This window comes from Halarchaeum acidiphilum MH1-52-1, from assembly GCF_000474235.1.
GTDB lineage: Archaea > Halobacteriota > Halobacteria > Halobacteriales > Halobacteriaceae > Halarchaeum > Halarchaeum acidiphilum.
Window position 1 is genome coordinate 13,627 of the sequence record NZ_BATA01000024.1, and the last position, 18,840, is coordinate 32,466.

General features: G+C 57.7%; 17 protein-coding genes and 8 pseudogenes. 9 read left to right on the forward strand and 16 right to left on the reverse strand.

Annotated elements, in window-relative coordinates:
- The first annotated feature begins 152 nt into the window (after positions 1 to 152).
- From AOZ13_RS06110 to AOZ13_RS06120, 3 genes and pseudogenes are all read left to right on the forward strand, one after another.
- Positions 153 to 938 (forward strand): hypothetical protein, encoded by a 786-nt coding sequence (locus AOZ13_RS06110; protein WP_020221451.1) that lies wholly within the window; start codon positions 153 to 155, stop codon positions 936 to 938.
- A gap of 140 nt (positions 939 to 1,078) precedes the next feature.
- Positions 1,079 to 2,158 (forward strand): annotated as a pseudogene (locus tag AOZ13_RS06115) (restriction endonuclease); the annotation flags it as partial.
- A gap of 232 nt (positions 2,159 to 2,390) precedes the next feature.
- The gene (locus AOZ13_RS06120; protein WP_020221486.1) at positions 2,391 to 3,791 is read left to right on the forward strand and encodes a hypothetical protein; all 1,401 of its coding nucleotides are present in this window, start codon (positions 2,391 to 2,393) and stop codon (positions 3,789 to 3,791) included.
- A gap of 186 nt (positions 3,792 to 3,977) precedes the next feature.
- On the opposite strand, the pseudogene AOZ13_RS06125 reads toward AOZ13_RS06120, so the two are convergent.
- Positions 3,978 to 4,310, reverse strand: a pseudogene (locus AOZ13_RS06125) (SOS response-associated peptidase); the annotation flags it as partial.
- Between AOZ13_RS06125 and AOZ13_RS15665 the strand changes: the two are divergent.
- Positions 4,278 to 4,475: pseudogene (locus AOZ13_RS15665) on the forward strand (type B DNA-directed DNA polymerase); the annotation flags it as partial. The pseudogenes AOZ13_RS06125 and AOZ13_RS15665 overlap by 33 nt on opposite strands.
- 269 nt (positions 4,476 to 4,744) lie before the next feature.
- Here the strand turns inward: AOZ13_RS15665 and AOZ13_RS06135 are convergent.
- Both AOZ13_RS06135 and AOZ13_RS06140 read right to left on the reverse strand, forming a co-directional pair.
- On the reverse strand, positions 4,745 to 5,941 hold the full coding sequence (locus tag AOZ13_RS06135) for a Cdc6/Cdc18 family protein (protein ID WP_020221489.1): 1,197 nt from the start codon (positions 5,939 to 5,941) through the stop codon (positions 4,745 to 4,747).
- A 1,164-nt stretch (positions 5,942 to 7,105) separates the two neighbouring features.
- Positions 7,106 to 7,369, reverse strand: a complete 264-nt coding sequence (locus AOZ13_RS06140) for a hypothetical protein (protein WP_020221490.1) — start codon at positions 7,367 to 7,369, stop codon at positions 7,106 to 7,108.
- Between the two features lie 138 nt (positions 7,370 to 7,507).
- Here AOZ13_RS06140 and AOZ13_RS06145 point away from each other — a divergent pair, with 138 nt between their 5' ends.
- Positions 7,508 to 8,428, forward strand: coding sequence for a helix-turn-helix transcriptional regulator (locus tag AOZ13_RS06145; RefSeq protein WP_020221491.1), 921 nt, complete (start codon positions 7,508 to 7,510; stop codon positions 8,426 to 8,428).
- A 33-nt stretch (positions 8,429 to 8,461) separates the two neighbouring features.
- Here AOZ13_RS06145 and AOZ13_RS06150 read toward each other — a convergent pair whose 3' ends face one another.
- Complete coding sequence (locus tag AOZ13_RS06150; RefSeq protein ID WP_020221492.1) at positions 8,462 to 8,875, reverse strand: MarR family transcriptional regulator; 414 nt, start codon at positions 8,873 to 8,875, stop codon at positions 8,462 to 8,464.
- A gap of 128 nt (positions 8,876 to 9,003) precedes the next feature.
- Between AOZ13_RS06150 and AOZ13_RS06155 the strand changes: the two genes are divergently transcribed.
- Positions 9,004 to 9,552, forward strand: a complete 549-nt coding sequence (locus AOZ13_RS06155) for a hypothetical protein (protein ID WP_021780107.1) — start codon at positions 9,004 to 9,006, stop codon at positions 9,550 to 9,552.
- Positions 9,553 to 9,678: 126 nt separating this feature from the next.
- On the opposite strand, the pseudogene AOZ13_RS06160 reads toward AOZ13_RS06155, so the two are convergent.
- Positions 9,679 to 10,071, reverse strand: a pseudogene (locus AOZ13_RS06160) (SWIM zinc finger family protein); the annotation flags it as partial.
- Positions 10,072 to 10,206: 135 nt separating this feature from the next.
- Positions 10,207 to 10,611: pseudogene (locus tag AOZ13_RS06165) on the reverse strand (hypothetical protein); the annotation flags it as partial.
- Between the two features lie 331 nt (positions 10,612 to 10,942).
- Here AOZ13_RS06165 and AOZ13_RS06170 point away from each other — a divergent pair.
- Positions 10,943 to 11,956: a restriction endonuclease gene (locus AOZ13_RS06170; protein ID WP_020221437.1), complete on the forward strand. Its 1,014-nt coding sequence runs from the start codon at positions 10,943 to 10,945 to the stop codon at positions 11,954 to 11,956.
- 157 nt (positions 11,957 to 12,113) lie between these two features.
- Here AOZ13_RS06170 and AOZ13_RS06175 read toward each other — a convergent pair whose 3' ends face one another.
- The 10 genes and pseudogenes from AOZ13_RS06175 to AOZ13_RS13910 form a co-directional block, all read right to left on the reverse strand.
- Complete coding sequence (locus tag AOZ13_RS06175) at positions 12,114 to 12,389, reverse strand: PadR family transcriptional regulator (protein ID WP_020221438.1); 276 nt, start codon at positions 12,387 to 12,389, stop codon at positions 12,114 to 12,116.
- A 136-nt stretch (positions 12,390 to 12,525) separates the two neighbouring features.
- Complete coding sequence (locus tag AOZ13_RS06180; protein WP_049933914.1) at positions 12,526 to 13,470, reverse strand: ArdC-like ssDNA-binding domain-containing protein; 945 nt, start codon at positions 13,468 to 13,470, stop codon at positions 12,526 to 12,528.
- Positions 13,471 to 13,529: 59 nt separating this feature from the next.
- Positions 13,530 to 13,886, reverse strand: coding sequence for a hypothetical protein (locus tag AOZ13_RS06185; RefSeq protein ID WP_020221440.1), 357 nt, complete (start codon positions 13,884 to 13,886; stop codon positions 13,530 to 13,532).
- Between the two features lie 126 nt (positions 13,887 to 14,012).
- Positions 14,013 to 14,315 (reverse strand): hypothetical protein, encoded by a 303-nt coding sequence (locus AOZ13_RS06190; RefSeq protein ID WP_044957435.1) that lies wholly within the window; start codon positions 14,313 to 14,315, stop codon positions 14,013 to 14,015.
- Positions 14,316 to 14,388: 73 nt separating this feature from the next.
- Positions 14,389 to 14,652 (reverse strand): hypothetical protein, encoded by a 264-nt coding sequence (locus tag AOZ13_RS06195; protein ID WP_049933912.1) that lies wholly within the window; start codon positions 14,650 to 14,652, stop codon positions 14,389 to 14,391.
- Entirely contained in the window at positions 14,630 to 14,974 is a 345-nt protein-coding gene (locus AOZ13_RS14415) for a hypothetical protein (protein ID WP_020221443.1), read from the reverse strand. The genes AOZ13_RS06195 and AOZ13_RS14415 overlap by 23 nt, the downstream gene beginning before the upstream one ends.
- 562 nt (positions 14,975 to 15,536) lie before the next feature.
- A pseudogene (locus AOZ13_RS15875) lies at positions 15,537 to 15,656 on the reverse strand (DUF7389 domain-containing protein); the annotation flags it as partial.
- A gap of 97 nt (positions 15,657 to 15,753) precedes the next feature.
- Positions 15,754 to 15,915 carry a hypothetical protein gene (locus AOZ13_RS14190; protein ID WP_020221445.1) on the reverse strand — a complete coding sequence of 54 codons (162 nt, stop codon included), beginning with the start codon at positions 15,913 to 15,915 and terminating at the stop codon, positions 15,754 to 15,756.
- A 33-nt stretch (positions 15,916 to 15,948) separates the two neighbouring features.
- A complete protein-coding gene (locus tag AOZ13_RS06215) occupies positions 15,949 to 16,317 on the reverse strand; it encodes a hypothetical protein (RefSeq protein WP_020221446.1) in 369 nt (122 codons plus the stop codon).
- Between the two features lie 68 nt (positions 16,318 to 16,385).
- Positions 16,386 to 16,529 (reverse strand): annotated as a pseudogene (locus tag AOZ13_RS13910) (IS5/IS1182 family transposase); the annotation flags it as partial.
- Between the two features lie 171 nt (positions 16,530 to 16,700).
- Here AOZ13_RS13910 and AOZ13_RS06220 point away from each other — a divergent pair.
- Both AOZ13_RS06220 and AOZ13_RS06225 read left to right on the forward strand, forming a co-directional pair.
- Entirely contained in the window at positions 16,701 to 18,164 is a 1,464-nt protein-coding gene (locus AOZ13_RS06220; protein WP_021780112.1) for a DNA methyltransferase, read from the forward strand.
- A 58-nt stretch (positions 18,165 to 18,222) separates the two neighbouring features.
- Positions 18,223 to 18,840, forward strand: a pseudogene (locus AOZ13_RS06225) (IS4 family transposase); the annotation flags it as partial.

Genomic DNA, 18,840 nt, shown 5'->3' on the forward strand with positions numbered 1-18,840 from the left:
ACGCGCGTAATCTGGGGGCTCAGGCTCTCCACCACCAGATTTATTGATTTTGGGTTTGTCTCTCCTGATGGGATGTCATCAGATCACCCTCGAGTTCGGCTTGCCACCATGTCCAGTCGATTTGAGAGGCAGCGAGAGGAGGGCCGTTGAGCATGCCGACGATCAACGCCTACAAACACGATCCTGGTTACTACATCCGAGCTTGGACGAGCGACCTTGGGAACATCAATTACAAGCTTCGCTCCCGGGGAAACACGATCATCGAACGCTTCGGATTGGAAGATGGTGACGAGATTTCGTGGGATACAATCCACTCATTGAAATCGATTGGAGAAATCTACACCGAGGGATCCGGAACGCTTGGTCGCGATGACTTTGCCCCCCTTGATGGTGATACTAAAACCCTGTCAGAAGAGGAAGCGAAACGACTGCTCGATTCAATTCTGGACGAGAAGAATCCGTCTGAACAACGGATTGAGGAGCTCTGTGATATCCTGGATATAGAGCGTCCCAGGTCGAATATTGAGCGACTGGAGCAGGAGTTAGCATCCCGACTCGCCGGCATAACCAGTCGGGAGGGTTTCCCGACGGAGGTGACATTGAATGGGTCCGTCGATCAGGCAAGCATTTCTGTCAATATAGAGGCCTCGGAGGAATCTGCAGATCCACCTCTTGATTCGACGATTAATCTTCTGCTGTTGGGCGATACATCCCTCGATGATCCCGGGATTGCTCGACATGATATCTATCTCTGCGAGGAACATGGTCTTGAGGGATGGTCGTTTGCTTACTCGGGGTCGTGGGAGACCCACGCGGAGATGGCACGTCAGAAAGCAGAACTTCTTCCAATCGTCATCCAGTGGTTCGACGATTTGAACGTTGACTACGGCATTCCGAAGGAGAATTTCGGCGGCGCTCAACGAGACCTCCTTGGATAGCATCTGGTTGGCACTACTGCATATCCGATTGGCATCCGCCAGCCAGTAATAGCAGAACCACTGCGGTCGCCTCATCCGTTTTTGTCGCCAGAGTCGGCAACGTATTTGGTTCTAGCAAGATACAGTCTAATTATATTCGGATGGCTGTACTGGACGATCTTTCGGGGTTCGAGTTTGAAGACGTGATGGAGGACGTGTTTCGCAACCTCGGCTACGAGAACGTACGCCAGGCAGAGAAGACGGCTGACGAGGGCCGCGACGTCATCATGGAGGAGGTCGTCGACGGGCAGCGCCGCGCGATCGTCGTCGAGTGCAAGCATACGGAGACCGTCGGGCGACCGGTCGTCCAGAAGCTCCACTCGGCGATCGCCACGTTCGACTTTGACGGTCCGAAGCGAGGGATGGTCGCTACCACCGGCCGATTCACCAACCCTGCCCAGGAGTACGCAACCCGCCTCCAGCAGAACGCCGATCCGCATCCCATCGAGTTGCTCGACGGCGAGGATCTTCGGGAGATTGCCGACGATATTGGGCTGGACCTCTATAACGGTCGGATCGAGATCCTCTGTGACGAGACGCTACGCCCGTACGACCCGGCCGCCGAGGTCGACGCGCCCGTCACGGAGGCGTTCCGCGACATCGAGAACATCGAGGCGGCCGACCTCCCGACACCGCATTCGGCGGTGACGTTCCGCCCGGTGGTCGCGGTCACCGCGGACACGAACGCGGTCTTCGAAACGTCGGTCGGCGTCATCCACCGGATCAACGAGCGGACGCGGTTCGTCGTCCACGCCGAACGCGGGCAGCCGCAGGTCGCTGCCGACGATGTCGCGACATTGGTCACGGAGACCCTCCACGCGACGGTCGAGTTGGACACCGACCGCTTCGGCGAGGTGTTCGACGAGGTCGAAGCGCGTCGGTTCGGACAGACCCAAACCGAGTACAAGGAGTGGGCCGTCGAGCGGCTCCAGCAGCATCACACGACCACGGTCACCTACACCGGCGACAACAACGTCACGTACAACAAGACCTGCGAGCCGAATCGCTCGGACATCTCCGTCCAGTCAATCGAGCCAGTCTACCTCCCCGAGGTTCGACAAACGACGGAGATCCAGGAGTACACCTACCCCTACGAGTACTTCGCAGCGGGCCCCTCCCGGGTCACCGTCGAGGACGGCATCCATCGGTGTGTCCACTGCGAGACCAGCGGCGTCGACGAGGTGATTAAAGAACTGGCAGGTCGTGTTTTGTTGACCGAGAGAATGCACCCCCGTGATTTATTACTGCAGGAGCGATTATGCTCTACTATGAGCGCAAAGGGCCAGCTCCGTCGGTTCGAGAACAGGGCGCAGTTGCTGCGCCATATCTCTGAGGAGACCGGCACGGACATCGACACGCTTTGGGACGAGTACGAAGCCCAAGTCGAATAGAGCTCTTTGCTGTTTTTGACGCGTGGGCGACGACACTGATCTCGACGTATCGTTCGCAATAGATGCAGAGACAGTCTCTCTGAGCCCTATCGGGGAATATCAGGTTCTCGACCTGGAAGGGCCGGTCGTCATCGTTGGAGATGCGTCGTACCGCGTCGTTCCGGTCGGTGAGGAATCAGACGCGTCAGAAGATATCCGGGAACTTAGCGTCGACGAGATACGTGCTGCACTCAGCGAGCTCGCTGACAACGACGACTTTCAGTCAATCGTAGACAATTGCCCGACAAATACGCCGCTCGTCTACGACGACATCGATTATTTGACTCGCCATCTCCCCACAACTTCGCTCCAGAAGTCCCAGAAGCTGAGTGAGAGCACCCCTTTCGAAAAGGAATTACTCCTCCAAGTTGCCTACGTAGAACGCCAAAACTCTCTCGTCGGGCACTCAGACAACGTCCTCGAGTATTATCTCGAACAGCGTACTGAAATCGCTGAAAAACTCCGGTCTGCCGACGAGATCGACAGCGACGTTGAGCGGTCATTCTTTTCGTATCTCCTCCTCGCCTCGGCACTCATCGAAGAGTTGACGACAGAAACGGTCCTCAACGAGCTCTTTCGCGAGGAAGCTCGTCTCGACAGCATCACAGAGCACGTTCGGAGTATGGGGCACGCGAAGCGATTAGAGAAACTCTGTGATATCCAAATACTGACCGGAGGTGACCATGGATCGCTTGTCGAGGTCAAAGAACGTAGAAACAACCTCGTCCACGACGCGCAGAAGCGTGCAGGCCTTGACGAACTCGAATCGCATCGTGAAGTCGCACAGATCCTCGAACAGACTGATCGATGTGCGTCCGTCCTACTGACGATCTCGGGAAAGAACATCGAGTCAGTCATCGCGAAGCGGGGGTGTGAGCCCTATATCGAACACGCTCAATCTGAGGCAGTAGCCGACACAATCACAACCTGGGAACAGGAGAATCCAGAGCGCCTATCGAGACTTCACGACTGTGAAAGAGCGACCATCGAAGAGATTCGCTGGGATACCGAAGAGAGTGACCCTGGGAACAACATCACGGAGGGATTCACGTTTGATGGCTTTGATGACGAAGATCTGTATGAGATACTGCTGGAGTTCGTCGGTGATGCCTCAGAAGCGTTCCTCGACCGTATTGATGCCGATGCGAACGAGAGCAATCTCGATCGCTTCGATTTCGCGTTGATGGTGCTGCTCTGTGCTGGCCACAGTTACGAGGATATTGCCCGCTGGCTGGATACCGACGAAAAGTACGTCCAGCGGAAGGAGAACGTGATAGCATGGAGAGCTTCGAAGTTCGAGAAGGGTTTGGTAGAGGAGATCCCCCGCCCAGAGGGCCCAACATGGTCATCTGAAACGGAATCAGATGATCAGGATGGTTGCTAGCCTGATAACAGACGGGTCATCGTCGAATAGTTGTGATTCTCTCAGCGGAAGGCACAATTGGACAAGACCGAGCGTGAGCATCTCGAAGACCTCCTCGACGTGGAGGGCACAAGCCGGGATCGAGAATACTCGCTCGTCGATTCGGCAGCGGCGTCGTCGATGCAGTGACTGTGACGCCGTCACCTATCAGGATCTGAACTCACCGAGGCCCGATTGCTCGTGATCCAGCGGCTCGATAACCTGGGGACCGTCGTTGCCGGGGTTGTTGACCCGCATCGAGATCTCGTAGGCGTCCAGATCGTCCTTCGGGTACGGCTGGCACAGTTCCTTGCGGGTGTCCGGGTCTGCAGCAAGCCAGTCAGATTCCACGTCCTGCGGGAGAACGACCGGCATCCGGTCGTGGATGGAGTTCCTCACGTTGTTCGGCTCGGTCATGAGAATCGTGACGCACGGGATCGTCTCGTCGTCGCCCTCCCAGACGTCCCAGAGACCGACCATCGCGAACGCGGGGTCGCCCTCGCTCACGAGGATATCCAGACCTACGGCGCCTCGTACTACGAGACACAGCTGATCCGAGCTGTCGAGAGCGTGCTGTCAACATTCGGATGGGATTGGACGGAGATTCGTAGGGAACTTGGGGAGACACGGGTGCAGGAGTTGACAGCATTCACAGATAGGGAGTAAGATTAACCAACAGAAGAGCCGTTTAGAGTGAATTTTGTTGGTTAACATAATCCACAAAAGGTCGACCCCCACACCCGTGTGCGATATGAAGTTGGGAAGACGATGGGTGGGAGGGGTCGAATAGAGAGACAACGAAACAGCGAAAATTCACGATTTTACGGAAGATAAACCTCAAGCATGGCAATCTCGAGACAACCGCGAAAACGTATCGATCTCGAAGTATTTCAACAGAGCCGATGGAACAGTTAATATGCTTGTGGTTTTCAAATTCACGCCGATTTACACGCTTCGACGACAAGCTCGGGCGCATCAACAAGCTGGTTCACTGTATGAGCGCCCTTCCCCTTCCCCCGGCCCTTCCGGTCCTGCTCAATCAGTGAGAGAAACGCCAGCTCTGAGAGGAGATCTCGGACACGACGAATTTTGAGCGGGTCAGTCCCCTCGCGTTCACAGACGACTTCATACGCTGAATAGACCTGCTTCGAGGGGATCATAGCATCGGGTTCACTTGATTGTTGCATCTGGAGAGCAAGTCCTTGAAGCAGATACTTCGAGTGTTCGGGTTGCTTCCCGATGAGTTCGGCGAGCCGCGCCTCTTCTTCGCGTTCGTGGGCTTCGTCAACGTACTCGGAGCGGACGTGGTCGTCACCGTGTTCGTCGGCGATCTCCCCGGTGTACCGAAGGATGTCGATTGCCTTCCGGGCGTCACCGTGTTCTTTCGCTGCGAGGGCGGCCACCTTCGGGATCACCTCGTCATCCAGAACACCCTCTCGGAACGCGTCCGCCCGCGATGAGAGAATCTCACGGAGCTGATTCGCGTCGTACGGCGGGAACACGAAGTCACGCTCGGAGAGGCTTGATTTGACGCGCTCGTTGAGCGATTCCTTGTAGCGGATTTTGTTGCTGATCCCGATGATGCCAAGCGTGCTGTCGTCCACCTTCCCGGCTTCGGCCGCGCGCGAGAGTTGCATGAGGACGTTATCGTCTTCGAGCTTGTCGATTTCGTCAAGGATGATGATCCCGACGTCTAGGCAGGCGTCGAGAATCTTCCAGAGCCGACGGTAGTAGTCGGACGTCGAGACACCAGATGCCGGGACTGTCACGTTCGTCTCATCGGGATCGTTGAACAACTCGGCGATCGTGCGGACGGTCTGTGTCTCGGTGGAATCCTGAAAACAATCGACGTACGCGACGTCAACGTTAACGTCGTTCTCAGTGGCGGCTTCGGTCAGATCCTGCGTGATGTACTTTGAACAGAGACTCTTTCCGGTGCCCGTCTTCCCGTAGATCAACACGTTGTTGGGCGTCCCTCCGCGTTGGGCATCCTTGATCGCGTTTGCGAGGTTGCGGAGTTCCTCTTCCCGACCAATAATACGGTCACCTTCGGGGAGATGGCTCACACGGAGGAGTTCCTTATCTGCAAAGATGGGATCGGGGTCCCCGAAGAATGACTCCGTATCGCTCATGGGACGTTCCACTCGGGCAACCTATATCAACCTTCGGTACCGGCTTGCCGCTGTAAACTTGTCTCATTCCAGTTCACACGAGGAAGTTCGGCAATATACTGGGGTTTGACCACGGTTTGAGAATATCAGCTTGATACCGGACCCCTCATTGCCGCTGTAAACTGGGATCAACGGCTCTCCCACACCCCACGTTGCCGCTGTAAACACGAATCCCGTGTGACCTCGACGTGAAGGAAAGGATGCTGTCGGTAATTGTCTCGGAACCGTCGTCTACTGGGGGATGTCACGGGAGAGATATCAAAGAGATAAGTAACGGTTCGTGTCTTCGACGCCAAAACACTATGCCGTCTCAGTATGCCAAAAGCGTGGTGCGGGAACAGACAGCATGGAAGGTAATAAAGCTATTGCTAGGACCGTAGAGAGGTATTCGCTTGGAATATTGTGAACCACGTGATTTCTTGAGTTTGAGGGCGTTTCCCGTGGTCTTACAGCGGCAACGTGGGGTATGGCGCAGACCCGCTGGAACGACTCACGGATCAGATGTTTACAGCGGCACTCCGGGGTGACCCATCCAGCGCTCGTTACCTCTCGTCTCGACAGCGGGCGGTTCACTTTCACTTCCACCACGCCTCAGGCAGAGGAATAAGCCTGTTCTGGGGGTAGGTCGACATGCGGCCCACGGGTCACTCACGGCACAGCCCCCTTTCGGCCCTATTAGTCGTCGACAGCACTTTTCTCATCGTCAACGTCACTCCTGCCGCCCACTTCCGATGTATGTGTTCACGACGCTTATCGAGAGACTGTCCGGTGGTTGCGAGGTTCCTCGTGAACCATGATCAACAATCGATCGCTGCCCCCGAGCGCGACTAGGCCGACGAGACGACCGTTGACGAACTGCTCGCACAGAGCCGGCGGAACGACGCCGCGTATCTAATGCCGTCCGACATCGAGAAAGTTGAGTGGGTTGCCGACCTCACCTCACTTGCCGATACACCCCTCGTTATCAATGTGTAAATACGCTAAAACTGACTGTTATTGCGGCTAATACCCAGATTCTAACTAAGATCCCCCCGGTCAGATTTTTCGCGGCAATCGGCAAGTCTGCTATTCGTCAGGGTTGACCGGTCCTTTATAATCCGACTTCACTTTGTCACCTTCCCGCCACTACCAGTAGTAGTAGCGGTTGTCGTTGATCTCCTTGATCGTAATCGTCGCCTTCGCCGGCACGTCGTCGGGGAGGTCATCGGGCCGCTCCTCGACGTCGGCGTCGTCCGCATCCTCCTCGAGACGAGCTTCCCGCTCTTTGTGTTCGGCCAACGTCTCGACGTAGCTGGCAACATCTCGGAGCTGCTCCGGATCCGACTCGTTGAGCGTGTTGACGATCTCCGTCGGGAGGTTCGCCGGTGGGGCCGGGGGTTCGTAGGACATCGGCTACTCTCGTGTTAACCAACACGGCCCACGAACCCATAGTTTTGTTGGTTAAGACGATGGAGACGGCTCTCGTGCCTGCTGACTGTAACACTACTCGAAACTTCTTTATATACAAGTTTCGTACTATGTTACACCGTGCTCCGGCGCATCGAACTCGAAGTCCTCGCCACGGTCGACCGCGGCGACACGATCTCCGAGCTCGCGACGAAGCTCGACCACAGCGAGAGCTACCTCTCTCGTGCCGTCGGTGACCTCGTCGAGAAGGGGCTCGTCTACACGGAACGCGACGGCCGGCGAAAACGAGTCGTCCCGTCGGATGCTCGCGCCGTCGAACTCTATCGGGACCTCGTCCGCCAGCACTCCCACATCGAGTTCCCCGAGCTGCTGACCGGGAAGGCACTCGAGGTGCTGTACTACCTCGACCAGCCACGAACTGTCTCCGAGATCGCCGACCGGAGCGACAACTACCGCAACACGGTTAACCGCGTCCTCAAGCGGTTTCGGAACCGTGGGCTCGTCGGGACAGCCGACGGCCGCTACGAGTTCAACGCCGACTTCGACCGCCTCCACGAGTTCGCCCGTGAAATCGCGCACCATCTCCATCGCCAACGCCTCGAAGCCGTCGCCCCGAAGGGGACGATTCTCTGGGAGGACTACGACGAATTCCTCGCCCAGGCCGAGACGGAGATCGACGCAGACGGGTTCCACGAAACCGGGCTCGCTCGATTTGCGGCCTTCGACCTCCAGTTCCTGCTCACCGGCCATCGGTACTACTTCTACTCCGAGGAACTCGACGAGGTCTCGCCGGCGGAGCTCTGCTGTCACACGCTGCTCATCGACGACGGCAGTCGCCACCGCTCGTACTGTCTCCTCCTGCTCAGCCACGTCGACGTCGACGAGGAGGACCTCCGAGCGCAGGCGGCGAAGTATGGACTCGAAGACGAGATCGACGCCTTGCTCCGCTACCTCGAGACGCACGGCGAGGTCGACGACAACCGGCTTCCCGCGTGGTCGGAGTTCCAGAAGCTGGCGGGTGAGTACGAAATCGAACGGTGATCGAGTACTGAGACGGAGCTAATTCTGTAAGGGTTACGCGTCGTCCGGGCGAGGGGAATTCTCGTACTTGACCATCTTCTCGGGCTTGTCAGAGATGGTCTCGTAGATCTGTTGGAGGGTTTCCTCCGCGGCGAGGAGATTGTGTTCGTCGAGGAAGGTCCGGCCCTCCTCTGTGAGGCCGTAGAACTTCCAGGGATATCCCTGCCGGCGCTGGTCATCGTCTAGGGCGACCTCCTTGACGATACCGGCGTCGATGAGCTTCTGAATGTGCTTGTAGACGGTGGCCTCGCTCACGCTGGGGTTGAGCTCCTCGAGCTCGTACATCGAGGGGAGTTGCTTGGGGTGCTGGAGAATGTTGTTGATCAGCGCGAACCGCGTCTGCTGCGTCACGAAGTGGACGAGTTCGCGGGGCTTTGTTCCTTCAGCGGTCCCCAATTCGGTACTCATACCCTTTGGTACACACTCTGGCAGCAAGTAGTTTACTCTTAGGTAAACCACTCTGTGGTAAACAACATATGCGTTGAGTGAGTGATTTACTCCATAAACTATACTCCACGCCGTTGAGAAAGAGATGTATGTCCGACGAGGAGCCGCCGATCCCTGGAGAGGTCCTGACGAGCGCAAAGGGTCAACTTGACGAGGAAGAGATTACGCTGGCGGACAACGAGGGGATTCTCCACGCCCTGAGCGAGTTAACGCCGGTTTACGAGAACGACCGCTCGTACTTCGTACTGGGCAACTACGATCGGGAACCGATTCGTCGGCTCAACCTTGTAGTCGACCGTCTCAACCGTCGACAGGATGCCTACGCCTTCAGGATGGTTGATATTCGTGGTGAGTGGGACAATAGCATCCAGAAGTTCTGTCTGATCGGCGATATCGTGACCTTCCTTGTCGGCGTCGCCGAGAAGGATCCGAGTGACTTCCTCGTTGAACAGGGGCTACTCGTCGGCACGACGGAGTTCTTCGCGAAGAGTCACGTCCTCAAGCGAGAGTACGAGGACGAGGAGCATCCGTTCGGTTGGATGCAGGACGGCGTCTTTGAGTTGTTCGACCAGGATGGGCGGCTGTATCGCTGGCAGACCGAAGAGGAACTGGTTGACGCCGCTGAGGAACTCCCATGAACTGTTGTAGCTGCTAGGAAGAGTTCACAGCCCTCTACCGGCGGTCTTCTTTCGCTAGCCCATTTTGCAGACGGGGTAGGAGTGGAAAGCGGGGTAGGAGTGGAAAGCGACGCTACTTAAAAACGCCTACGTGGGAAGTCGCCCATCCGGCCGGGGAACACATCCGTGCTTGATCTCGTAGTCGACTCGGCGGAGGTGCTTGCAGCCGCCATCGGGCTTGCGGTGCTGCCAGTCGGGGCAGGTACAGGTGGTGGCGACGACGTCGACGTCATAGACGTTTCCGGACTGTGAGCGGACTTCGTAGCGGCCGCCTTTCGCGAGGAGCGAGACGTCCATCGTCTCGTCGAGTGCGCGCCGCGTCCGTGCTTCGAGGCCGGTCGGTCGTGTCTGGTCGGTCACGGCTGCCCGCGCTCGGACGTCGCCCATCTGCCCACCATCAGGCACAACGGTCGTCGTGTCCTGGTCAAGCCGCTCGTCAAGTTCGTCTTCGACGGGATGGCCGATCGGCCAGCAGTAATGTGCTGTGTTGAATAGCGGCCCCTGAGCCAAGGTGAAGCGACACTGATTTTGAGACCACTGGCATCAGCCCCTGGCAATCCGACTGAAATTTCGATCGTCCCGGCCAACACCGCTATTCAACAGAGCACAGTAATGGACTTCGCGACGCCCACGGTAATCGTAGGCACCGACGTTGAGGGCGTCGCCCGACCACACACGCCACGCGCCGAGCGCGCTCATCAGGTCGACAACTGCTTGCGGCACCTGACCGACGTTGTCGGGGTAGAAGACGCGGAAGCGCGTCCAGTCCTCCTGGCCGGGAAGCTCGTCCCACCAAGAGACTGTCGCGCGCCAACTCTCCGCCATTGCCTTGTCCCGTCCATACCCGACGGTCACGTCGACTGTCGGTGAGAGCCGCTCCGTATTGCCTTCGAGGAGTCGGAGGACGGCGTACCGCAGATATTCATGGAGCGAGTCATCGACGCCGTTCGCGACTGCTGGGTAGTCGGTTGCGACGTGCGCCGCTTCGTCGAGGAGTGTGTTGAGCGAGTCTTCAACCATCGGTCGGAACGGGGCTCTGTGCGCCCCGCCCCTCACGGGCGCTAACAAACTTTAACCAACGCTAACGCCATTACTTCGCCTATTGTTGGTTCACAATCTCTGGGAGTGTGATTTCGGTCTCCTGTCTAACTCGGAGAAGTGAAGCTCAGAGTTCGTTAAGTAGGCCTGCACGTGCTGTCGTGGTATCGGGGGTGATGTAATTAAAGTTGATTGGGCGTCTCCAAGTGGGGGTTCAGTGATCGATTGTTGAGCATGTGGTGCAATATTGCGAGGAGAGTTCCTCCGCTCATTAATACCAATATTAACGTGTCGTCGACTCCGCGAGGACGGTATGCATCGTTGCGTCGGTAAGGTACGGAGCCAATTACTTGAGAAATCGCCGACGGAATTCGAAACGTTCGTCGCGACGCTATGGGAGCAGCAGGGGTGGGACACCACCGTGACCACAGCGTCCAACGATGCTGGTGTCGATATTATTGCTGAACGCTCTGGCGTCCACGATGAAAAAGCCGCGATTCAGGCGAAGAAATACGCGGGTTCCAACAAAATCGGTCGACCAGACATTCAGCAGTATGATACCCTCCGACGGCAGGACTCCGATGTTGATTTCGTCATAATCGTCACGACGAGTGGCTTCACGCAGCAAGCGGAGCAGCTTGCGAGTCAGCTCAACGTCAAGCTGGTTAATGGCGAGGCGCTCGCTGAAGCGGCGCTTGATTCACTTGCTGAGAGTCAGCTATCCACGCTTCTGAGTCCAGATCGACAAGATGGCAATACGGAACCAACACCAGAACAGGGTGGTTCAGCGTCTCTAACGGAGCCCGAAGAACGACCCAAGCCGGAGAAACTGTCGGTTTCGGAGCTTGCTGACAGTCTTTCTTCCGAGCTCACAGAGAGCGACCTGACGGAGAAAGAGGCCCAATTGGCGAACCTCTACGAGTGGTACTGGGACCAACGTAATACAGATTTCAACGGGACTGCCGGTTCGTCGCTTGTGTTCGAATTCGACGCTGTCGATAGTCTGGAAGTTTATCAATTTCTGGTCGGCTTACATAGTATTGAGTTCACGGACACAAAGCGAGCCCGGCAAGCGCGGAAGACTGCACAGCAGTACAATTGGGATATTGATAACTGGGAGCCAGTTACGCGTGCAGGGGCACTGTTGAATTTGAAGCCGAACGGAAATATTGGAGAGGCATTTGATCCAGCGTTTGAGGCCCGGTTTACTCGGATTGTGGTTGAGGGATTTCTGGATACTGACCTGCATACGGTTCGCTTGATTGAGCAGAATCCTTTCGATGGGATGACTGAAGCCAGGACCCTCAATTTGAGCGAATTCAAGTAGGCCGGAAATGTTGAGTTCTTATATTATAAAGTGTGCTGGATTCATGCGCTGTATCCACCGGCGAATTCACCTGATTCTGGTTGAAGGGACTTAATCTCACCGACTGATGCAGTACGGACGCCTTCCGCGACTGCTTCAGGACGTAGCTGAGGCCGCCCTACAGATCGACGTACTGGGTCTCCCACTCGCGACGCGCTTCGATCTCGCGCCGGCCACGTCGCGTGAGGGCGTAGGAGTTAGTGCGTTCGTCGATTTTGCCTTTCTCGACGAGGCCTTTCTCGACGAGGGTGTCGAGGTTCGGGTAGAGGCGGCCATGATGAACCTCCGTCTCGTAGTACTCCTCGAGTTCGTCCTTGATCGCGAGGCCGTGGGGTTCGTCGAGGCCTGCGATGACGTAGAGGAGGTCTCGCTGAAAGCCAGTCAAATCGTGCATGGAGAGTATTGGATATGTTGACGTATGAGCGTATCGGATCTCGTGTTCTGGCCGTCCCTCTTCTCGTATCGAGCCACACTCGACTATTCTGGCTTCAGAATATTGAACAGAATGAGCGAGGGAACCGTCCTCGGTCTCAGTCTTCGCCCTTGGTCGACCCGACGACGTCGATGAGCTGCTGCGCCGTCTGGCTAATCCGCCCGAGTCGGTCGCGAATTGCCTCCGGGTCGTCGCCGGCCCAGGCGGCGAGGTAGAACGAGGAGTTGCTCGTGTCGAGACCACAGTGTCGGCCGACGATGTACGCGACGGCTTCCACCTCAAGCTCTTGCTCCGAGCGCGCTAGCGGGTCGCTGATGGCGCCGTGGAGGAGGGCGTGTGCGAGTTCGTGGACGAGCGTCACCGCGAGGTCCGCCTCGTTCTCTCGATCGCGAACCTCGACAAGTGGTCGTTCATCCGCGCCACGGGGCTTGCAGATGCCCTCGGCCTTCCCGTGGAGCCACTCGTTGCCGTCGACGACACGCACCGCGACGTCGAGGGTGGTAGCTGCGTCTTCGAGGACGTCGACGAGGTCGCCGGCGTCGCCCGTCGCCGCGGTATCGAGGTCGGGCAGTGGCTCGCCGTCGGTCTGTGAGACGTCGAAGACGGATGCGGGCTGGAACCCGACGAGTCCTTGCTCCCACTCCTCGGGTGGTGTCTCGTCGTAGTCACAGTCACTCCCCTCGTGGTAGCTTGGCGCGTTCCCGCACTCCGGACACTGTTTGGAGATGATCGGCGCCCAGATCCATATCGCACTCTCGCCGGCCTGGACGTGCCGGTCGAACTCTTCTTGCCACGTCCGATAGCCCGCGACCTTCGTTGCCTCGGGACACTGGAGGGTGATCAGGAGCGTGTTCCGATACGAGTAATCGTGGAAGCGACTTTGCACGTCCAGCCACTCTTGGAACGCCTCGCTCGCCTGCGCTTCGTCGACCTGGTCAACGAGGTCGTCGATCCACGCTTCGATCGTACTGTGCATCTCCTCGGACCGCTGGTCGGAATCCCCGAAGGACGCCGATGGCTCTCGGTCTGTGGACTCACTCATGATGTACTCCGCGACGCTCACTTCAACGCGCGCCGCACCCTTCGGGGCGCAGAAAAACCCTACTGCGGTGTTCGCAGCGCTCCCTGCTCGTCGGCGACACCAAGCTCGACAAGATACGTGAGAAAGGCATCGAACTGCTCGGCGTCGCTCGCCGCATCGGTCGCTAGGTGGCGCGTCCACTCGACTGCCCAGCGGAATGCCGGATCAGTACCGCCTTTGCCGTGGATGTACCACCAGCGTGCGGCCTTCAGCACGACCAAGGGGTTCGTTGGTGGCTTGTCGCTAGCGAGCGCTCGGGTGAGTGAGTCGATTTCGTCGGCGATCTCCGACGGGTCAACCTCGTCGGAGAGCGACTTCGAAACATCGACTGGGATTGGATCGATCGCGACGTCGTCTCGCTCTTGCTTTTCATTCATGGAACTCGAGGGCTCGATCAAGCCCTCGCCCCCTCCCGGGGTCCGATAGACGAAGCAGGCTGTTCTACTAAACCAACGTTCTTCTTAAGTTGGGGCTCTTTATTGGTTAAAGATGATCTCAGCCAATCAATCACCGGAGAGATAACGCACCGCAGCGGCTTCGTCAGTCAACGTCTGTTGGTCAGCGTCCGTATCGGCGAAGAAGGACGTCTGCTCGTCTTCGTTGATCGACGTCTGTACCTCTGGTCGGTCGTCGACGCCGAACTCGCTCGCTTCCGGACGATCAATTCGTGACTCGCGTTCGCGATGGTCGACGTCGGCGCCGTAATCCTCGAGAGATGTCTCGACGCTCGATTCCTGTACCTCTAGCTCACCATTTTCGCTAAACACTGCTTGGTGGTGGACATTCGGGTCTGGTGTGTCGCCCATCGGTGAGAGCCTCCACCCGCTCCTGAGGCTCAATAAACTGCGCCTGCCGGGGGCCTTTGACGATGACGGCTCGCTACTCGCGCCCAGCCGTGTCGTCGTCTTTCACGGCCGCGATGTCCGCAGCGACGTCCTTGACGTGCTGTTGATGCTGCGCCGATGTCCCGACGCGCTGTGCCGCCTCAAGTTGGTCGTCGACGACCGCGTTTTGCTGGGGCCCCCAGACTTCAGGCGGTTCTGATTTGATGTAGGCCACCCAGCGTTTGACGGCCTTGATGCGCTGCTCGCGGTTCCGCTCGTGCTTCTCGTTGAGGGCCTCACGCACGTTTGAGTCGCTCATATTCCTCCGTCACGTCGAGTCGCGATACCCACTCTTCGAGGCGCCCGACACTAAGGCTTTCCTCGAACATCGTGTAGAGGTGGACGGCGTCTTCGAGGTCCTTCTCCGCACCGAGGTAGAGCTTGTACGCGATCTGGAGTTCGAGTGGCCCGATCGGAACCGTCTCGTCACCGATCCGTGCCGTAATTGCGTTCTCGAGGGAGGCCCAGTCGAACTCGTCGCGAGCGAACTTTACTTCGAGGTGGGGTGTGGCCTGCCCATCGGGTGCAACCCAGATGTTGTCGCCGTTCGCGAGCATCTCGTAGAGAGAATCGAGTGGCATTGCCGCCCCCAGAACCCTTCGTCAGCGAGTGCTGACGCGAGGTCGTCCGCCGTCGTTTCGTCATTCTCCTGGATGAGGACGTCGACGCCCTCGGTTGAGCGGGCGCGTCCTGCGAGTATCGAGACATAGCCGGCGATGTAGACATGATCAATATCGAATCGCTCAAGGAGGTTCGAGAAGCGGATTGCGAGCTCGTCCAGGTGATTCGGCTCGCGGCCGACCACGAGTACCCCATCCCGGAGCTCGATTCCACTCATACTCGTTTGTGGAGTGTCACTCGCATAAATCGTCTGCTCCGTCCTCTTCTGCTCGGATTTCGTTCGCTCGTTCAGCGAGCTGTCTGAGAATCGGCTGTCGGTTCTGATTCGCGTTCTCGTGGGCGACGCACTCTTGAAGCGTCTCCATGTCATGGATCGTCACGAGACTCGCTCTGAGCAAGTGAGTGTTCGTCGGCGAGAGACGTTGTTCAGGAGTGAGTCCGCTCGACTCGGTAGTTTTGGCATGCTCGGCCACGATCAGTCGCCTCGCCACTCGTCGGCGACGATAAACCTCCTAGGGGCCGTTAGGTGTCGTCGCCGTCTGACTGGATGCGACGCGTCTCCTCGGCGAACCCGTGCAGGTACTCACGAAGTTCGTTCATGTCTTCTCGTGCCTCGTCGAGCGTCGCCGCCTTGACCTTTGCTTTGAGCTGGTCTTAGAACGAACTCTGCATCGTATCGTGCCCAACGGCCTGCGTTACTATTCCAGTATTTGAGGGCTCGTGAGACCGCATCTCCGAGTCAGTCGCCGGGGCAGAAGAATTTGCGAATCGTGTACCGTTCGCCCGTCCTCCTCTCGATTTCGCGCCTGAAACCCTTCATGAAATGGTAGATAGTCCACGCACCGCCGAGAAGGAATGAAACGAAAGCCACGCCAGTGACGACGAGAAGACTGTACGGCATCGTCACTCCCCCACTCTGATGGGTCCGTCGCTGCTACTCACCGGCACCGGCCTCCGCGGTTTCAAGCTGCCAGTGAACGGCGCGGCCGATGGCGTGCACGACACGCTCGAACGTCTCGAACGAGTCGTCGTCCTTCGTCGTAATAGTGATGCCGGCCGTAGAGATGCTGGCCGTGCCCTCCTCGCCCGACTCCTGGTCGGTGACCCGCGCCGTGACGGAGAACTCGTACCACTTACTGCCGTTCGACGTCGTCGAGTCCCAGACCGCGAACGGAGACGCGTCGAAATCGCGGAGGATAGCCTCGGCGTCCGTCACCGCCGGGTTGCTCGCGTAGTCAAACTGTGCCGGCGTGCACGACGGAACATCAAGCGGTCCCGATACCGCGACCATCTCGAAGTCCATCGCCTCGTACGCGTCGCGCAGAGTCCGCTGAGCAAATCCACCGCAACGCGGTAGGATTTGGCCAGCTAAATGCGGAGTGCATACAGCGTGAGCATCTCCTACTCGACGAACCGGCCGACCCCGAAGGGGGTGGCGGGTTCGTCTGGGTTAGCGACAACTGATTTAGCCGTAGCGACCGTAACACGCGTGAAGAGACGGAATTCCGATACCAAAGCATTCTGTTTCTTCGCTTTCTACGGCAATAACGCAGTCGCGGCGTCTCCGTCTAGCGAAACTACAGAGCCGAACACTTCATTCATCTCTTTTTACTAGTCACCACAATGACCCACATTTAAGGAGGCACGACACCGATTCCTTAATAGGAAATAATTCCCTCTGCCATTATGACTCAAAACTCATCCTCCTCTACCGACAAACGAACCGAACGAAAATACTCTGACAACCTCTTCTACTCTGCCCTCAAACGCGAAAACGGAGAAGCCGACACCGCCACCATCGCCTCACACGTCGGCTGCACACGCCGAACCGCACACAACCGCCTCAACCTCCTCGCAAACGGTGACGAACTCTCCAAACGAACCGTCGGCGGCGCAATCCTCTGGCGACTCGACTCCCTCGCGATCCCCCAAGTAGACACCAGCGACCTCGATCAAACCTGGCGCTCCGCCCCCAAACGATGGTCTGACAGCCTCCACAAAATCGCACCCTACGTCGGCGGATTCCCCGCCTCTCTCGCAAACTACTTCATCAAACGCTTCACAAACTCCGGAGACGTCGTCCTCGATCCCTTCTGCGGAGGCGGCACAGCACCCCTCGAAGCCCTCTTCCTCAACCGCACTGCATGGGCCAGCGACGCCTTCAGCTACGCCCACACCCTCACTACCGCCAAATGTGACCCCCTCCCCCGCGACGAACTCACCACCTACCTCGACCAAAAACTCGACGAAAGCGACACAATCGACAACACCAACTTCCGCCTCCTCGACAACGAAGACCTCCACGTCTTCTACTCCGACTACACCCTCGACCAACTCCTCCGCCTTCGCGAAGTCCTCGCCGACGACACCTCCCGCGAAGCCATGTACCTCAAAGCACTCGTCTGCGGCGTCCTCCACGGTCCCTCCGAAATGTTCCTCTCCCTCTCTACCCGCGATACCTTCTCCGGATCCACCGACTACGTCCGCCGATACGCCGAGAAAAACAACCTCGAACGCCCCGAACGAGACATCCGCGACTCTGTCCTCCGGAAACAAGACCTCCTCGAACGCGACCCCTGGCCCACAAACCCAGACAGCAACGTCGTCAAAGCCGACGCTCGCGACCTCCCCTTCGAGAACAACAACGCCGACCTAATCCTCACCTCCCCTCCCTACATGCGCGTCCTCGATTACGCCTGGAACAATTGGATTCGCCTCTGGTGGCTCAATGATGACCGCGACCAAGAACGCGATAAACTCGACATCACCGCCTCCGAATCGAAATACCGTGATTTCGTCCGTGAGACTCTCCAGGAAATGGAACGCAAACTCGCCCCCGGCGGCTACATCGTCTTAATCGTCGGTGACGTCCGAAAGAACCTCACAAACCACGTCGAATACATCAACACCGCCTACCTGATCGCCGAAGAAGCCGCCGACCACACGGATCTCATCCCCCGACAGATCATCAACGACGACTACGATCTCGATCACCGAAACTACGCACGCGCGAACCGCCTGCGATATGACTATGACAAAGACACCACTGAAGAAAAAGCCATGAGCCGCCTGGATCGCTGCCTCATCCTCTCCAACCACGACCACCAACTCCCCGATTCCGACACCGTCGACCTCGCCTGGGACGCCTAACCCCAACACCCACCCTCCAACATTCCACCAGTCTTAATCCGTTCTTGAATCCTGTATAGAACCGCTCTCTCCCGGTGACTTCTATCACCGGCTGACGCCGACGTTGGCGGAATACCTCCGCGACTTCGTTGAGCATGGCCTCGACGAGGTCGCTGTTCCCGACACTGTTGACGCTGATATCGACCGGTTCAGGGACGTGATGATCGCTGATGGATCGGTGTTGCGGTTGCACGAGTTCCTCTCTGATGAGTTCCAAGCCCGTCACGAGGAACAGGCTGGAGCGAAGCTCCACCTGCTCCACAAAGCTACCGATGAGGCGATTGAACAGATCGACGTAACGGATGAGAAAACGCATGACTGCACGCTGTTCAAGTCGGTTTCGTGACTCCAATGGCGGCTCGTTCTGCTTGACCTAGCGTATTTCGAGTACCGTCGCTTCGCGTTGATCGACGAGAACGACGGCTACTTCGTGAGTCGGCTGAAGAAGAGCACGAACCCGGTGATAACAGAGGAATCACGGGAATGGCGCGGGCGCGCCATTCCCTTGGAGGGCAAGCAGATCAACGATGTAATCGATGATCTCTCGCGGAAGTACATCGACGTCGAGGTCGAAGCGGAGTTCAAGCGAGGCCAATACGAAGGAACGCACTCGCTGGATACGAAGCGATTCCGCGTC

Coding starts and splice junctions, on each gene's coding strand:
- AOZ13_RS06110 (WP_020221451.1), top strand. CDS start 153: ATGCCGACGATCAACGCCTACAAACACGATCCTGGTTACTACATCCGA.
- AOZ13_RS06135 (WP_020221489.1), bottom strand. CDS start 5,941: ATGAGCGATACGGAGTCATTCTTCGGGGACCCCGATCCCATCTTTGCA.
- AOZ13_RS06140 (WP_020221490.1), bottom strand. CDS start 7,369: ATGTCCTACGAACCCCCGGCCCCACCGGCGAACCTCCCGACGGAGATC.
- AOZ13_RS06150 (WP_020221492.1), bottom strand. CDS start 8,875: ATGAGTACCGAATTGGGGACCGCTGAAGGAACAAAGCCCCGCGAACTC.
- AOZ13_RS06155 (WP_021780107.1), top strand. CDS start 9,004: ATGTCCGACGAGGAGCCGCCGATCCCTGGAGAGGTCCTGACGAGCGCA.
- AOZ13_RS06170 (WP_020221437.1), top strand. CDS start 10,943: ATGCATCGTTGCGTCGGTAAGGTACGGAGCCAATTACTTGAGAAATCG.
- AOZ13_RS06175 (WP_020221438.1), bottom strand. CDS start 12,389: ATGCACGATTTGACTGGCTTTCAGCGAGACCTCCTCTACGTCATCGCA.
- AOZ13_RS06180 (WP_049933914.1), bottom strand. CDS start 13,470: ATGAGTGAGTCCACAGACCGAGAGCCATCGGCGTCCTTCGGGGATTCC.
- AOZ13_RS06185 (WP_020221440.1), bottom strand. CDS start 13,886: ATGAATGAAAAGCAAGAGCGAGACGACGTCGCGATCGATCCAATCCCA.
- AOZ13_RS06190 (WP_044957435.1), bottom strand. CDS start 14,315: ATGGGCGACACACCAGACCCGAATGTCCACCACCAAGCAGTGTTTAGC.
- AOZ13_RS06195 (WP_049933912.1), bottom strand. CDS start 14,652: ATGAGCGACTCAAACGTGCGTGAGGCCCTCAACGAGAAGCACGAGCGG.
- AOZ13_RS14415 (WP_020221443.1), bottom strand. CDS start 14,974: ATGCCACTCGATTCTCTCTACGAGATGCTCGCGAACGGCGACAACATC.
- AOZ13_RS14190 (WP_020221445.1), bottom strand. CDS start 15,915: ATGCCGTACAGTCTTCTCGTCGTCACTGGCGTGGCTTTCGTTTCATTC.
- AOZ13_RS06215 (WP_020221446.1), bottom strand. CDS start 16,317: ATGGACTTCGAGATGGTCGCGGTATCGGGACCGCTTGATGTTCCGTCG.
- AOZ13_RS06220 (WP_021780112.1), top strand. CDS start 16,701: ATGACTCAAAACTCATCCTCCTCTACCGACAAACGAACCGAACGAAAA.